Source organism: Micromonospora sp. NPDC005237 (genome assembly GCF_040607775.1).
Lineage (GTDB): Bacteria > Actinomycetota > Actinomycetes > Mycobacteriales > Micromonosporaceae > Micromonospora.
Genome location: NZ_JBEXHJ010000005.1, coordinates 15,048 through 29,095 on the forward strand (window position 1 = coordinate 15,048; position 14,048 = coordinate 29,095).

The 14,048-nt window shown below is 72.1% G+C and carries 13 protein-coding genes; 5 read left to right on the plus strand and 8 right to left on the minus strand.

Annotation, left to right across the window (positions count from 1 at the left end; translation table 11 throughout):
• Positions 1-53: 53 nt before the first annotated feature.
• From ABZT87_RS14915 to ABZT87_RS14930, 4 genes are all read right to left on the minus strand, one after another.
• A complete protein-coding gene (locus ABZT87_RS14915) occupies positions 54-701 on the minus strand; it encodes an ATP-binding cassette domain-containing protein (RefSeq protein ID WP_355068930.1) in 648 nt (215 codons plus the stop codon).
• A gap of 79 nt (positions 702-780) precedes the next feature.
• On the minus strand, positions 781-1,362 hold the full coding sequence (locus ABZT87_RS14920; RefSeq protein WP_355135963.1) for a TetR family transcriptional regulator C-terminal domain-containing protein: 582 nt from the start codon (positions 1,360-1,362) through the stop codon (positions 781-783).
• A gap of 13 nt (positions 1,363-1,375) precedes the next feature.
• Positions 1,376-2,068 carry a hypothetical protein gene (locus tag ABZT87_RS14925; RefSeq protein ID WP_355135965.1) on the minus strand — a complete coding sequence of 231 codons (693 nt, stop codon included), beginning with the start codon at positions 2,066-2,068 and terminating at the stop codon, positions 1,376-1,378.
• A gap of 28 nt (positions 2,069-2,096) precedes the next feature.
• A complete protein-coding gene (locus ABZT87_RS14930; RefSeq protein WP_355135967.1) occupies positions 2,097-4,499 on the minus strand; it encodes a PEP/pyruvate-binding domain-containing protein in 2,403 nt (800 codons plus the stop codon).
• A 118-nt stretch (positions 4,500-4,617) separates the two neighbouring features.
• Between ABZT87_RS14930 and ABZT87_RS14935 the strand changes: the two genes are divergently transcribed.
• Positions 4,618-5,277, plus strand: coding sequence for a M23 family metallopeptidase (locus tag ABZT87_RS14935; protein WP_355136472.1), 660 nt, complete (start codon positions 4,618-4,620; stop codon positions 5,275-5,277).
• A 73-nt stretch (positions 5,278-5,350) separates the two neighbouring features.
• Positions 5,351-5,581 carry a DUF2188 domain-containing protein gene (locus ABZT87_RS14940; RefSeq protein WP_007457642.1) on the plus strand — a complete coding sequence of 77 codons (231 nt, stop codon included), beginning with the start codon at positions 5,351-5,353 and terminating at the stop codon, positions 5,579-5,581.
• A 93-nt stretch (positions 5,582-5,674) separates the two neighbouring features.
• Here the strand turns inward: ABZT87_RS14940 and ABZT87_RS14945 are convergent, their stop codons facing one another.
• Both ABZT87_RS14945 and ABZT87_RS14950 read right to left on the minus strand, forming a co-directional pair.
• Positions 5,675-6,697 (minus strand): DUF4331 family protein, encoded by a 1,023-nt coding sequence (locus tag ABZT87_RS14945; RefSeq protein ID WP_354855028.1) that lies wholly within the window; start codon positions 6,695-6,697, stop codon positions 5,675-5,677.
• Positions 6,698-6,867: 170 nt separating this feature from the next.
• The gene (locus ABZT87_RS14950) at positions 6,868-8,124 is read right to left on the minus strand and encodes a family 16 glycosylhydrolase (RefSeq protein ID WP_354855029.1); all 1,257 of its coding nucleotides are present in this window, start codon (positions 8,122-8,124) and stop codon (positions 6,868-6,870) included.
• Positions 8,125-8,403: 279 nt separating this feature from the next.
• Between ABZT87_RS14950 and ABZT87_RS14955 the strand changes: the two genes are divergently transcribed.
• Positions 8,404-8,802, plus strand: coding sequence for a hypothetical protein (locus tag ABZT87_RS14955; protein ID WP_354855030.1), 399 nt, complete (start codon positions 8,404-8,406; stop codon positions 8,800-8,802).
• Positions 8,803-8,814: 12 nt separating this feature from the next.
• Here the strand turns inward: ABZT87_RS14955 and ABZT87_RS14960 are convergent, their stop codons facing one another.
• Together ABZT87_RS14960 and ABZT87_RS14965 are read right to left on the minus strand one after the other, a co-directional pair.
• A complete protein-coding gene (locus tag ABZT87_RS14960) occupies positions 8,815-10,263 on the minus strand; it encodes an aminotransferase class V-fold PLP-dependent enzyme (protein ID WP_355135969.1) in 1,449 nt (482 codons plus the stop codon).
• On the minus strand, positions 10,253-12,001 hold the full coding sequence (locus ABZT87_RS14965) for an ATP-binding cassette domain-containing protein (RefSeq protein ID WP_355135971.1): 1,749 nt from the start codon (positions 11,999-12,001) through the stop codon (positions 10,253-10,255). The genes ABZT87_RS14960 and ABZT87_RS14965 overlap by 11 nt, the downstream gene beginning before the upstream one ends.
• Positions 12,002-12,159: 158 nt before the next feature.
• Here ABZT87_RS14965 and ABZT87_RS14970 point away from each other — a divergent pair, with 158 nt between their 5' ends.
• Together ABZT87_RS14970 and ABZT87_RS14975 are read left to right on the plus strand one after the other, a co-directional pair.
• Positions 12,160-12,552 (plus strand): PPOX class F420-dependent oxidoreductase, encoded by a 393-nt coding sequence (locus tag ABZT87_RS14970; protein WP_354855033.1) that lies wholly within the window; start codon positions 12,160-12,162, stop codon positions 12,550-12,552.
• An 86-nt stretch (positions 12,553-12,638) separates the two neighbouring features.
• Positions 12,639-13,817 carry a glutathione-independent formaldehyde dehydrogenase gene (locus ABZT87_RS14975; protein ID WP_355135973.1) on the plus strand — a complete coding sequence of 393 codons (1,179 nt, stop codon included), beginning with the start codon at positions 12,639-12,641 and terminating at the stop codon, positions 13,815-13,817.
• The last annotated feature ends 231 nt before the right edge of the window (positions 13,818-14,048 follow it).

Below are 14,048 nucleotides of genomic sequence, written 5' to 3' on the forward strand. Positions count from 1 at the left end.
ACGCTCACCGTCCCCTGCGAGTGGACTGAGACCTGCCGGTTACGGGAGGTTCCTCAATTCCGGACGATCTCCGCCCGGCCCTCGACGAGGTGAAGCTCCGCTTCGCAGGCGGCGGCCACCTCCGGGTCGTGGGTGGCGAACACGACGGCCGCACCCCGGCATGCCTCGTCGTGCAGCAGATCCAGAATCCGCTGCCGATTGCCCGCGTCCAGTTCGCTGGTCACCTCGTCGGCAAGCAGCACGCCGCCGCGCAGCGCCAGACCGCGAGCGATGGCCGTACGTTGCTGCTGGCCGCCGGACAGCTCCTCGACCATCTGGTCAGCCTGGCCGGAGAGGCCCAGCCGATCCAACATCGCGGCGGTCTGCTGGCGGGCCTCCGGCGCTGCCACGCCGCTGGCGACCAGTGCGACCTGCAGGTTCTCGGTCGCGGTCAGGATCGGGGCCAGACCGTTGTCCTGCGGGACGAGGACGATCCGGTGCTCGACCCCGTGATCACGGTCGCGTAGCGCCTGCCCGTCCACTGTCACGGTGCCCTCCCGCGGGTGCAGCAGCCCGGCCATCGCGTTGAGCAGGGTGGTCTTGCCGGCACCCGACGAACCGGTCAACGCCAGCATCCGACCCGGACGGACCGTCACCGACACGTCCCGGAGGACGGGGGGCGTGTCGCCGTAGCCGACCGACACCCTGTGCAGAGTCAACATCCGCGCTCGCCCCTCCCGGTACCGACGTTCCGCACAGTGCCACGGCCGTCCAGATGGCGCAATCCTGGAGGAGACACGCTCAGGTGGTCGCCGGTGTGCCGAAGAGCAGGTCGAGGTGGGCGTCCAGGGCGGCAAGGGCCTGCTCGGCGGTGTACTGCCCACCGAGCAGGTGGACGCCCAGCCCCTCCATGAGCGCCAGCAGTCCCGTCGCGGCGGCGTCGCCACGGCCGGCGGGCAGGACGCTGGCGATGAACGCGGTGAGCTGGGCGGTGTCCTCGCGCAGGCTGGGCGCGGCCGACGGCCGCACCGCCGTGTACGCGAGGAACGCGAGTGCCACCCGACCGTCGTCGCGGGTGTGCTCGTCGAGCGGCAGGAGTGCGGCGATCATCGTGCGCAGCAGCAGCCGGGGAGAGGGATTCTCGCCCAGGCCCGCCACCGCCTCGGTGACCCGGATCTGACTGCGTTCGCGGACCACGCTCAGCGCGAAGGCCATCATCTCGTCCTTGGTGCGAAAGTAGTGCTGGACCATCCCGGCGGACACGCCCGCCTCGGTGGCCACGTGGCGCAGGCTGACCGCCTCCAGGCCCTGGTCCGCGGCGACCCGCATCAACGCGTCCGCGATGAGGGTGCGTCGCTGCTGGTGATCGACCTTCTTGGGCATGACCTCGATCGTTTCACAGTGGGTGGCCGGGAGCCGCCGTCGTGCGGCGGTCAGCCTCCGGCGCGGGCGTGCCCCGGGCGCTGCGCAGCAGACCGTCGGGGTCGTCGGCGTACAGCCGCAGCTCGTCCATCGGCGCGGACCGGCCCGTGGGCAGGTCGAAGGTCGTCGGCCGGCGCAGCAGGACGTCGATGCTCGTCTGACTGCCGACCGAGAGGTGCAGGACCCGCCGGTCACCCTCCTGCTCGACCTGGACGGACCTGCTGGAGGGCAGTGAGCGGTGGCGTTTGCGCAGCGCCGCGACGTCTGCCCAGGGGATCCAGATGTCGATGCCCGAGTTGACCCGCACCCGCAGGCCGGTGTCACCCACGACGTGTGGATGAATGGTCATGCTGGCGTAGAGACCGACCATCCAGAGCACGCCCCAGATGCCCAGGCCGAGCACGATCCAGCGGGCCGGCCGCCACGGCACCACGTGGGTGACGATCAGGTCGAAGATCGGGATCTCGACGACCGACAGGGCGATGAAGATGCCGAGGATCGGCTTGACCACGCCGAGGTAGCCGAACGCCTCGCCGCCGGGCCCCAACGGCAGTGGACGACGCCGCGCCCACACGTAGAGGCTGCGCCACATCGCGGCCTCGGCCACGGCCGCCCGACGCAACAGCGGTCCCACTCTCGCCCTGGTCGGCGTCCTCGTGTCGGTCATCTCGTCGTCCTCGGGGTTCAGGTGGTGGTCAGTGGACGGTCACGACGCCGGCGCCGCCGTCGACGGTGACGAGCTGCCCCGTGGAGATCGTCCGGGTGGCGTCCGGCACGCAGATGACGGCGGGAATGCCGTACTCCCGGGCCACCGTGGGGCCGTGCGCCATGATCGCGCCGGTCTCGGTGACCAGCGCCGCGGCGGTGAGGAACAGCGGGGTCCAACCGGGATCCGTGGTCGCGGCGACCAGGACGTCGCCGGGCTCGACGTGGGCGGTGGCCGGGTCGCGGACGACCCGGGCCGGGCCGGTGACCCGACCTGCGGACGCCCCCACGCCGACGAGCGTCCCGTCCAGGGCGGACGCCGCAGGCAGGACGGTCTCGACGTCGGTGCCGTCGGACAGCAACGCCACCGGCACCGACCGGCGACGCAGCTCCCGGCGGTGCACGGCCCGCCGGGACGCGACGGCGCCGCGGTGATCAACATCCTGGTGTACGGCGGCGCGCACCTCGTCGAGGGTCAGGAACATGATGTCGTCCGGCTGTTCCAGCAGCCCGGCGTCGGTCAGGTCCGCCCCGATCAGCAGCAGTTGTCGGCGTCTCTCCCGCAGCGGGTACAACCCGGCGAACTTGCCGGCCTCGCGCAGGCCGGCCATCGAACGGGCCCGGCGCAGCAGGAACCCGGCGACCAGGCCGCGCACCGGCCGCCGCCGACGGGCCCGCGTGACCAGCTCTCCCAGCGCCGTCTCCGCCGCCGCCGCGGCACGGTGGAAGCGCTGGTCGGGGCCCTGCCCCGGATCGGTGACACGCAGGTAGTTGGCGAGCGCGGCGAAGACCGGTGTGGGGTCTTCGGCCCAGCGCGGCACGCCGACGTCGACCTCGGCGACACCGCGGTGGCCGTACGCGTTCAGGAAGTCGGCCATGCCGATGTCGGGCAGCGTTGCAGCCAGGTGGCGGGCGGCCAGCTCGTCCGGTGGGGTGTCCAGCAGGAGTCGTCGGTGCTCACCCACGCCCTGGGCGAGCCGCCACAGCGCCAGGTCCATCTCGATGGTGACGTTGTGCGGCATCCCGCCGAGCACGGCGTGGATCTCGTCCGGGTCGGCGACACCCTTGAGCAGCGTGGCCGGCAACGCGGCGGCGAGCATCCCGGCGACGATCGGCCACATGATGGCGTCGCTGTCGTCCCTGTCGTCGCGCGCTTCGAGCAAGCGCAGCCGGTCGGCCGCGGTCCGCAGGTCGTCGGTGGCGACCGACCGGACTCTGAGCTGCTCGATCGCCTCGAACATCCGGATCCGTGCGGCGTCCGGGCGCGCCAGCGCGCGTACGATCCCCACCACCGCGCGGCCGGCCGTCCGCAGCGACGCCGCGCCCTGTCCCGCACCGCGTCCGGTGCCGCCGCTGGTCGGGGCGAATCGCGGATCCGCCAGGACGTGCTGCATCACCGCCTGTGCCCGGGGGCCGAAGTCGACAGCCATGAGCTTGACCAGCCGTCTGCGGGACGACCGGCTCCTGGCCAGGTCGGTCAGGTCGCCGTAGAGGCGGCCGCCGATGTCGACGATCTCCACCCGGACGCCGAGCGCCGCGAGCATCGCGGTGATCTGCGCCCGCAGGGTCGCCATGCCCATCGGGGTGACCGGTTGCAGCATGCCCTGGACGTGGCCGAACTCCAGAAAGACGCGGGGGAGGGGCTTGCCGGTGGCCGGTGGCAGGGGGAACAGGCTGGTGATCGGGCGCGACTGCAGCAACCACAGCACGTCGTCCGCGTCGATCGCCCACTCCACGTCCTGCGGGCAGCCGAAGTGGTCCTGCAACCGTTCACCGGTGGCCCGCAGTCGCTCCAGGTGCGCGGCGGTCAGGCACCCCGTGTCGTGCCGCGCGACGCCGTCGAGGACGTAGTGGTCGACGGCCGTCGCGCCGTCCACGACTGTGGTGCCGAGACCCGGCGCGGCGTCGACCACCATCTCGTCGCGGCAGCCGGTCAGCGGGTTGGCGGTGAAGAGCACCCCCGCCGCCGTGGGGGTGACCATGCGCTGCACGACGACCGCCATCCGCACCTCGCGGTGCTCGATGTGGCGGGCCTCGCGGTAGGCGGTCGCCCGGTCGCTGTGCAGCGATTCCCAGCACCGGCCGATCGCGGCGATCAACTCGGCGCCGCCCGTGACGTTGAGGACGGTGTCCTGCTGTCCCGCGAAGCTGGCGTCCGGCAGGTCCTCGGCGGTGGCGCTGGAGCGCACCGCCACCGGGCCGGCCCCGAGTCGCCCGTACGCGGCGATGATCTCCGCCGCCGGGACGACGCCCCGCCGATGGGCCTCGGCGGTGACGCAGAAACCCTCGGGGACGCGTTCGCCGCGCCGGATCAACTCGCCCAGCCCGGCTGCCTTGCCACCGACCAGGTCGACCATCTCGGCGGTCACCTCGGACAACGCGATAACGGACATGCCGCCTCCCCAGTTGCAATGCGACTGCATCGCAACCACCGTAGCTCCTTTACGATGCAACTGCAATGTCACCTGGGTATGAGCGCGACCCGCGATCGCGGCGTTGCCGGCGTCTGCCATGCTCGGGCCGGTGACGACCGGCCGCCCCACCCGAGCCCGCAGCCACCGCCGCATCCGCCGCCGGCTGATCCCCGTCCTTCTCGCGCTCGTCGTGGCGGCGGCCGTGCTGGGCGTCGCCGTGGTGGTCGTGCCGTTGCTGCGGCCGGCCGGTCCCCGTCCGCTCTTTCAGATGCCGGTCGCCTGCGGTGAGACGTGGCAGCTCAGCACCTACCCCGGTCACGACGACTTCGACGTCGACCTGTTCCCCACCGAGGGCGAGGCGTGGGGGCGTCCGGTGCTCGCGTCCTACGGCGGCACGGTCACCGTGGCGGGCATCAACGGTTCGCTGGGTGGGCGTACGCCGGAGAATCCGGAAGGCCCGCGCGGTCGCGGCGGCGGCTACTGGGTGAAGATCGATCACGGTGGCAAGTGGGAGACGCAGTACCTGCACCTGCTCGAACCGCCGCTGGTCGAGGTCGGTCAGAAGGTCGCCCAGGGTGAGCAGATCGGGCGGCTCGGCAGCACCGGCGAATCCGGCGCTCCGCACCTGCACTACGAGCAGCGACGCGGCTGGGACAAGGTCGAGACCCATTTCGGCGGTACGCCGTCGGGCATCACCACCGACGAACGCGAACAGATACTTCGGCGGGTGAGCGAGAACTGCCCGGCCGTCTCCTGAGGACCACGGGTTTGTCCACCACGGCTCGGGGCACTGGACTGGTGACAGTTCGGACGCAGGGAAGGAGCCGGCGATGGTCAAGGGTGACGTCGACACGTACCAGGAAGACGGGCAGTGGAAGAACCGTCCGGAGGGCAACGATCGGGCCAGCAGCACGCACGACTCCAAGGCCGACGCGCAGGCGCAGGGGCGCGAGATGGCAGCCGACCGGGGCGTCGAGCACGTGATCAAGAAGCAGGACGGCACGATCGGGGAGAAGAACACGTACCCGCGCAGCCGCGACCCACGGGACATCGCGGGCTGACCGCCGCACCGCCTGCGGACCGACCTCTTCGGCGTGACCGAGGAGGTCGGTCCGCTTTAGGCGCGTCGTCGTGAATCGCCCATGGGATGCGGGTCAGGCCGGCACCACGTACGGGAACGCGTCGGCGCGGGCGGCCTTCGTGACGTCGGGCGTGAGGCCCGAGGTGGTGCCGGTGTTGAGGACCAGGGAGAACATCACCTCGGGCGCGTTGTCGGCCATGGTGCGGCCGTTGCGGACCGCGAAGCCGTAGTTCGCGGCCGTACCGACGGTGTACGAGAGCACGTCCGGGTATAGCTGCCGGGCGACGCTCCAGCCGTACGCCTGCGGGTCCGGTGCGGTGCCGTTCGCCGCGACGACCCCGGCGACCGCGGTGGCGATCTCCTTCCCGTCCTCGGGCAGGTCCTGGCTGGGGTGCCGGAAGTTCGCCGGGTCTGAGAAGTCGGTGTCGTGCGGCCAGAAGATGGGCCACATCATGGGGTGGCCCGCGCGGTTGATCTGCCGCCACCCGCCCGCGTCGGTGGCCAGCAGGGTCCGACACCAGACGCCGATCTCGGTGCCCTCGCGCAGCAGCGGCTCGTCGTGGGAGACCTCCAGGACGATCGACTCGACCGTGGTGCCGGCGAAGCTGTTCTTGGCCTGGTCGACCCGCCACGCCGAGCGGTCCACCCGCGCGCCGTTCTTGACCGCCCCGTTGATCGTGGCGAGCTCGTCGAGGTCGACGTAGAACGGGTCGGTGATCCGGCCCGCCCAGATCCGTACGCGCTGCCCGGTCGTCACCTCGCCGGTCCTGCCCTGGGCGATGGGGGTTCCCATGGCGGCGTCATCGCGGGCGTCCGCGCCGGTGAGTTCGTACAGCTCCAGGGTCTGCGTGGCGTTGCCGTCCGGCTCGCCGAACGCGAATCGGTAGGCCAGCTCCTCCAGGTCCGAGCCGTTGAAGTGAATCTTGAACTCGTAGCGGGCCTCGGCGTGGAAGCCGCGCTTGATGTCGGCCTTGGTCACCGAGCTGTTGACGTCCATGACGAACACGGTGGTGCGGTCGCCGTTGAAGACGTACAGGTCGTCGATGTAGAGCTGACCGCCCTGGGCGGCGAGGGGGGTGTCAAGGTGGTGCGACATGGGCTCACTCCCGTAACGGCTATATCTGGATTAAACCGAACATAGCGGTCGGGTTTGTGGTCGCCCGGTCCATCGACCGAATCAGGCTGACCCGGTGGGCGGAGATGTCGCACGCGGCGGTGGGCCGTCCGGAGCGGTTCCCGGACGGCCCACCGCTCGTGCCGGCCTCGTCAGAAGCGGGACCACTTCTGGTTGGCCGCGCCGAGGCAGTCCCACAGGTGCAGCTTGCCGCCGTTGTTGGGGTTGGCGTCCCGCACGTCCACGCACTTGTTGGCGCTCAGATTGACCAGGTCGCCCGCGCCGTTGAGCGTGAAGCGCTGGGCCGGATTGCCGTTGCAGCTGACCAGGTTGACCTCGGTGCCGTTGGCGGTGCCGGCCCAGGCCGGGTCCATGCACTTGCCCATCGCCCGCACGGTGCCGTCGGAGGCGAACGTCCACGCCTGCGCCGCGGTCGTGTTGCAGTCCCAGATCTGCAGCTTGGCGCCGTCGACCGGGTTGGCGCTCGGGATGTCGATGCAGCGCCCGCTCTGCGCTCCCCGGATCCGAGTGGTGCCGGGCGCCGGGTCGCCGCCGCCGGAGGTGTAGCTCGACACCCGGACGTAGTCGACAAGCATCTGCTGCGGGAACTGGGTGGAGCCGTCCGGGTAGCCGGGCCAGTTACCGCCGACCGCCACGTTGAGGATCATGAAGAACGGGTGGTCGAACACCCACCGGTTGCCGCCGAGTCGGGCGGGGTCGACCCGGTGGTACTGCACCCCGTCCAGGTACCAGGTGATCGCACCCGGCTCCCAGTCCACCCGGTAGTCGTGGAAGCCGTCGGCGAGCGGGCTGCCGAGGGTCCGGCTGCCGGTGATGCCGCCGCTACCGGAGTAGCCAGGCCCGTGCACCGTGCCGTAGACGGTGTTCGGCTCCCGGCCGATGTTCTCCATGACGTCGATCTCGCCGGCGTCGGGCCACCCGCCGCCGGTGCCGAGCATCCAGAACGCCGGCCAGATGCCCTGGCCGCGCGGGATCTTGATACGGGCCTCGAAGCGGCCGTACGTCTGGGTGAAGGTCGCCGCGGTCAGCAGCCGGGCCGAGGTGTACTCGCAGCGACCGTAGTGGCACTGGTAGTTGGCCGGGTTCTCCCGGCGGGCGGTGATGACGAGGTTGCCCTGGCCGTCGTGCACCGCGTTGCTGGTGCTGTTGGTGTAGTACTGCCGCTCGTTGTTGCCCCAGCCGCCGCCGCCGATGTCGAAGCGCCACTTGTTCTGGTCGACGGGCGTGCCGGCCGGGGCGTTGAACTCGTCCTGCCAGGTGAGCGGGCCGATGGCGGCCTCGGCCCGGTCGGACTGTCCCGGGAGGGTGAGGGAGGCGAGGGTGGTGACGAGGGCGACCGCCGCGAGGACGAGGGGACGCAGGCGGGATGGGGGGCGGGCTGTGAACACGGGAGGCTCCTCAGCGAGGTGGGTGGCGGAGGCGGCGCTTCGGAGAGTCTCGGAGAGCGCTCTCTAAAGCGAAGCATGTCGATATGGGGAATTTCTGTCAAGAGTGTTTCCAATGCGACGACGGTCCGTTACCGCCTGATCGCACCCCTCGATAGCGGTCGAATCGACCCTTCCTATTGCCGTGGAGCGTCCACGCGGGACAGGATGACGAGGTCCGCAGGAAACCTCCCCGTAACCTGCGTGCTGCTGGTCTCTGTCACAAGAAAGTGGGAGTCAGTCATGAGCGACGCGTCGACGGCGCTGGGTGTGCGCCTCTACCCGGACCTGGTCGAGCGGGGTGGCCTCGCCCCCGCGCTCATCGAGACCGCTGCCCACCACCAGCTCGACGTCGGGCGGGTGACCGCCCCCGAGCAGGGGCGCGCCCGGTTCACCTGCGCCGAGCTGCACTCCGATCAGGGTGTGGTCTGCATCGGGCTGGGTTCGCAGGCCCGATACTTCATGATCGACCTCCGGTCCGCGGGCGAGGTTCTCGCGCGCGGTGACTGCATGGACCTCGTCCAGGTCGTCCAGGTGGCCGCGGCCTGGCGGGCCGGGCTGACGCTCGCCGAACTGACCGCCCGCTTCGCGTTCATGGAGGAGATCAAGCACCGCCCGGCGTCGGTGCCGCAGGCCGTCTAGCCCGCGGGCGCGTCAGCAGCGCAGGCGGGGAGGCAGCGGCGGCTCGGCGCCGACCTCCCGGTCGAGGTAGGACGCCTCGACGAAGGCGAGGAAGCGTTGCGCGTCGGAGGCGTTGGAGGCCAGGCCGAACGAGACCCGGACCGCGCCGCCGGTCGGCAACCGCAGCGCGCCGAGGTACTCATCGATCGTGTCGACCCGCGCGAGCAGCCCTCGCCGCAACGAGGTCCCGCTGATCTCGAACGCGCCCTCACCGGCCCCCGGGTTGCAGAAGCAGCCGGTCCGCAGCGAGAAGCCGGCCGCGGCGGACTCCCGCGCGACAAGTCGCTCGTCCACCGGGGACCCGTCCGGGCGCAGGACGTTGAACGTCACGGTGCCGCCCCGACCCACGCCCGTCGTCGGCCCGTACACCCGCACCAACGGTTCGCCGGTGCGGTGCCGCAGCGCGGACAGGCGGCCCAGCAGCCACTCGGTGAGCAGCCCGACCCGGGTGTGCACGAGGTCCACGCCGATCGAGTCGAGCCACCGCAGCCCGAACTCGACATCCGGGATGCTCAGGAAGTTGAGCGTGCCGTCCTCGAACGCCGACTCGTCGTCCATCGAGCGGTGCCAGTCGCCCTGCACGCTGACCGCGCGGATGGTGCCGCCGGCGAACCACGGCCGGCGCAGCCGGGCCAGCGCGTCGCGGCGGGCCAGCAGCGCGCCGACGCCGGTCGGGTAGCCGAAGAGCTTGTACCAGCTCAGGCAGACGAAGTCGGGTCGGACGGCACGCAGATCCAGCCGGTTCGTCGCGGCGAACGCGGCGGCGTCCAGCAACACGTCGTAGCCGTGCCGGTGGGCCAGCTCGACCCAGTCCAACGGATGCTGCACGCCGGAGAAGTTGCTCTGCGCCGGGTACGCGAACAGTCCACGGCGACCGGACCGCCCCCGCCGCCCGGCGTCGAGCACCGTGACCAGGTCGGACTCGGCGACCCGCAGCTCCGGCCCGCTCAGCGGCACGTACCGCACCGGCGCGTCGGCCGCCCGGGCGTACTCCCGGATGCCGTTGACCGAGTTGTGGTTGTCCCAGGTCAGCGCGAACGGCGCGGCCGGGCCGAAGTCGTACGCCTCGCCGACCAGTCGACAGGCGCCGCTGGCGTTCGGGGTGAAGACCACCGCGTACTCGGCCGGGTCGGCGTGGAAGAAGTCGAGCACCGCCCGCCGGGTCGACTCCACCAGCGACCCGGCGGCCACGCTGGTGGGGCTCTCCGAGTGCGGATTGCCGTAGAGGCTCGCCAGCAGCCGGTCGTGGTGCGCCCGCACCTGAGCCTGCGCGGTCACCCCGGCGCCGGCGTAGTCGAGGTAGACCTGGCTGTGCCGGTCGAGGTGCTGGTACTCGGTGGCGCGCAGCTCGTCGATCCGGGCGGTGTCGGCGTACCCCGGCAGCGCCGCAGGTGAGGGGAAAGGGGCGTGCTCAGGACGCACGGCGGGCCTCCCGGCGCACCAGGACCACCCACGCGGCGGCGAGGAAGAGCAGCACGAACCCGCCGAGCACCAGCCAGTCGACCCAGATCGGCCGGGAGAAGCTGTCGCCGTACGTCTGCAACAGCGGCGGGCCGAGCGGCGAGCCGCCGTCGCGCCACAACCGCTCCACCCCGGCGGTGTGCCCCAGCCCCTCGAACGCCCACCGGTTCGACATCGCGTAGCTGAGCCACCGGCCGCCGGTCGCCATGGCCGGCACCGGCAGGATCGCCCCGACGAACAGCACCTGCGGGAAGCACAGCATCGGCAGCATGAGCGTCGCCTGGGCCGCGTCGGAGACGGCCGCCGAGCAGAGCAGGCCGAGCGCGAGCGCGACCGCCGAGGAGAGCAGCAGGGTCGCGTACAGGGCGGCGAAGTCGCCGCCGTCGACCGGGGGCAGCCGGTCCATGCCGCGCAGCACCCCGAGCAGGGCCAGATCCACCAGGGCGAGCAGCGGCAGCAGCACCGCGACCTTCGCCAGCAGGTACGGGAGCAGCCGGACACCGGCAAGCCGCTCCCGACGCAGGATCGGCAACTCCGTGCAGATCTGGAGCAGCCCGTAGGTCAACCCGAAGAAGAAGCCGCCGAACGCGATCCAGAACAGGATCATCACGGTGACGGTCGGGCGGGGGTTCGCCGGGTCGAAGGCGCCGGGGCGAAACAGCAGCGCGAACATGCCGAGCACCATGAGGGGCGAGCCGAGCAGGATCGCCAGCGTCAGCCGGTTGCGGGCGACGATCTCCGCGTTGCGCGCGGTGAGGAGCATCCACTGACGCAACCGGCCGACCCGCCGTGCGGCACTCCCGCCCGGGTGGTCGGTCGCGCTCGGGTGCTCCGTGGTGCCTGGATCGCTCCCAGCGGGGGACGGGCCGGCCGGGCCCGGGTCGACCGTGTCGGCGGCCCGGTCGGCGTCGCGGTACGCGGCGAAGCGCTCGGGCCACCCGGCCGGGTCGGACTCCTCGTCAAGCCGCAGGTGTACCTCCGCCAAGGACCGCAGGCCGAAGAACTCCCGGGCGGCGGCGGGCGTGCCGGCGTAGGCCAACCGGCCCTGGCGGGTCAGCACGACGACCCGGTCGCAACGGTCCACGTCGGTGATCTGGTGGGTGGTGAGCACGACAGTGGTCCCGGCGTCGGCGAGGGTACGCAGCACCCGGAGCAGTTCCACGGCGATCGCCGGGTCCAGCCCGGAGGTGGGCTCGTCGAGGAAGAACACGCCGGGTCGGGTCAGCAGCTCGACGGCGATGCTGGCGCGCTTGCGCTCACCGCCGCTGAGGCGGCCCACCGGCACGTCGGCCCGCTCGGTGAGCCGCAGGTCGGCGAGCACCGCGGCGACCCGACCCGACGCCTCGGCCGGGCCGGTCCCGGAGGGCAGGCGCAGCCGGGCCGCGTAGTGCAGGGTGCGGGCCAGCGGTAGCTCGCGGTGGATGATGTCGTCCTGCGGGACGAAGCCGACCGCGCCCGGCGCGGCGCTGCCGTCGTACGCCACGGTGCCCGCAGCCGGTCGGCGGACCCCGGCCAGCGTCTCCAGCAGGGTGGTCTTGCCGGCGCCGCTGACCCCGATGATCGCGACCAGCTCGCCCGGCGCGACGGTCAGGGAGATGTCGTCCAGGATGCGCTGTCCACCTCGGACACTCTGGCCCAGGCCGTCGGCCACGATGGCGACGCCGGTACGCGGTGGTGCGGCGGTCTGCTCGGTCGTCATGTCGAGGGTGCCCGATCCGGTCGGTGACGTGGTACGCCTGACATCGTGCCTCGCCGATGCTACGTCGCGCCCCGGGCGCCGCCGGGGCCTCGATCACGACGTGCGACTGTTGCCGGGCGACCAACGCGAGGTTGGACGCCACCGGAAAGGACTGGCACGTGAACCTGCCCGATGACCTGCTCGCCCTGCTGCGCGCGCCGAGCACCTGCTACCTGACGACGCTGATGCCGGACGGCTCGCCGCAGCTCACCCAGACGTGGGTGGACACCGACGGCACGCACATCCTGATCAACACGGTGGAGACGCACCAGAAGACGCGCAACGCCCGCCGGGACCCCCGGGTCGCCGTGGCGATCTCCGACCCGGACAAGCCGGGCCGCTACCACGAGGTCCGGGGCCGGGTGGTCGACCTGAGCACCGAGGGCGCAGCCGAGCACATCGAGCGGCTGGCCCAGCGCTACCTCGATGGGCCGTACCCGTGGTTCGGCGGCCGCGACCAGGTCCGGATCATCCTGACCATCGAGGCCGACCGGGTCCGCTCGATGGGCTGACCGGCCCGCCGGCCGCCCGACATCGCGACAGCATGAACGACCCGACCGGGGGAAGACCGACACTCCACCACCGGAAGGGGGTCGGGATGAGAGCCGTCGTCTACGCGGACGTCCGGACCGTCGAGGTGCGGGAGGTGCCCGACGCGGCGCTGGAGGCGCAGACCGACGCGCTCGTGCGGGTCACCTCCACCGCGCTGTGCGGCACCGACCTGCACATGTACGACGGGCGCACCGGCGCCGACCCCGGCCTGGTGCTCGGTCACGAACCGCTGGGCGTGGTGCAGGAGGTCGGCTCGGCGGTGCAGACCGTGCGTCCGGGCACCCGCGTGGTGATCCCCACCCACCTGTTCTGCGGCACCTGCGTGATGTGCGCCCGCGGGCTCTCGGCAGCCTGCCTGCGGGCCCGGGCCGAGGGGCCGGGCGCCGCGTACGGCTACGCCGGGATGGGCCCGTACCGGGGCGCCCAGGCCGACCTGCTGCGCGTGCCATGGGCCGACGCGAACTGCGTGCCCGTGCCGGGGGAGCCGGGTGACGCGCACGAGGACGACTTCGTGCTGCTCGCCGACGCGTTCGTCACCGGTTGGCACGCCGCGGCCACCCTCGCCGGAGTCCAGGCCGGCGACACCGTGGCCGTGTTCGGTGCCGGCACCGTCGGCCTGCTCGGCGCGTACTCGGCGCTGCTGCGGGGTGCGCGGGTCGTCTACTGCGTCGACGGGGTCGACGCCCGGCTCGACAAGGCCGGTGAGATCGGGGCCGTTCCGGTCGACTTCCGCCTCGGCGACCCCGTCGAGCAGATCCGTGCCGACCGCGCGCGGGCCGGCCTGCCGCTCGGCGAGGAGAAGCTGGGCGGGATCGACCGGGTCGTCGACGCGGTCGGGTTCCAGGCGCGCGACCGCGAGCGCCCCGACCAGGAGCGCCCGGACCAGGTCATCGCCGACGCGGCCCGCCTGGTCAACCCCGCCGGCTCGATCGGGGTCGCCGGCGTCTACCCGGACAAGGACCCGCACCCCCGGCCGGGCGCGAGCGCCCGCGAGGATCTCGTCGCACCGTGGGGGACGCTGTTCAGCAAAGGTGTCGCGGTCCGGTTCGGCCGTACGCACGATCGCCGCTACACCGTGCTGCTGCGCGACCTGGTCGTCGCCGGTCGCGCCCGGCCCGGCGTGATCGTGACCCACCACGGCACCCTCGCGGACGCGCCGGAGCTGTACCGCAGCTTCGACCGTCGGGAGAACGGGGTGATCAAGGCGGTGCTGCGCCCGAGCTGACCGGCCGGCGGATCGTGCCCTTTGGGCCTGATCCGCACGTAAGGGAGGTTCAGCCTCCCTGGTGGTGCGCGTGACGAGATCACCGTCGTCGATCCGCCCCGCCATGGGAGGCGTGGGTCACACCGCCGGCCGAGGGTGGTCGTCGCGCCCGCGGGGCGGTGCCGGCGGCGCCGCGCGATCACGATCGCTCGATGGCGGCGTACTCGCGGGTAGGTCGCGCTTCGTCCGGCC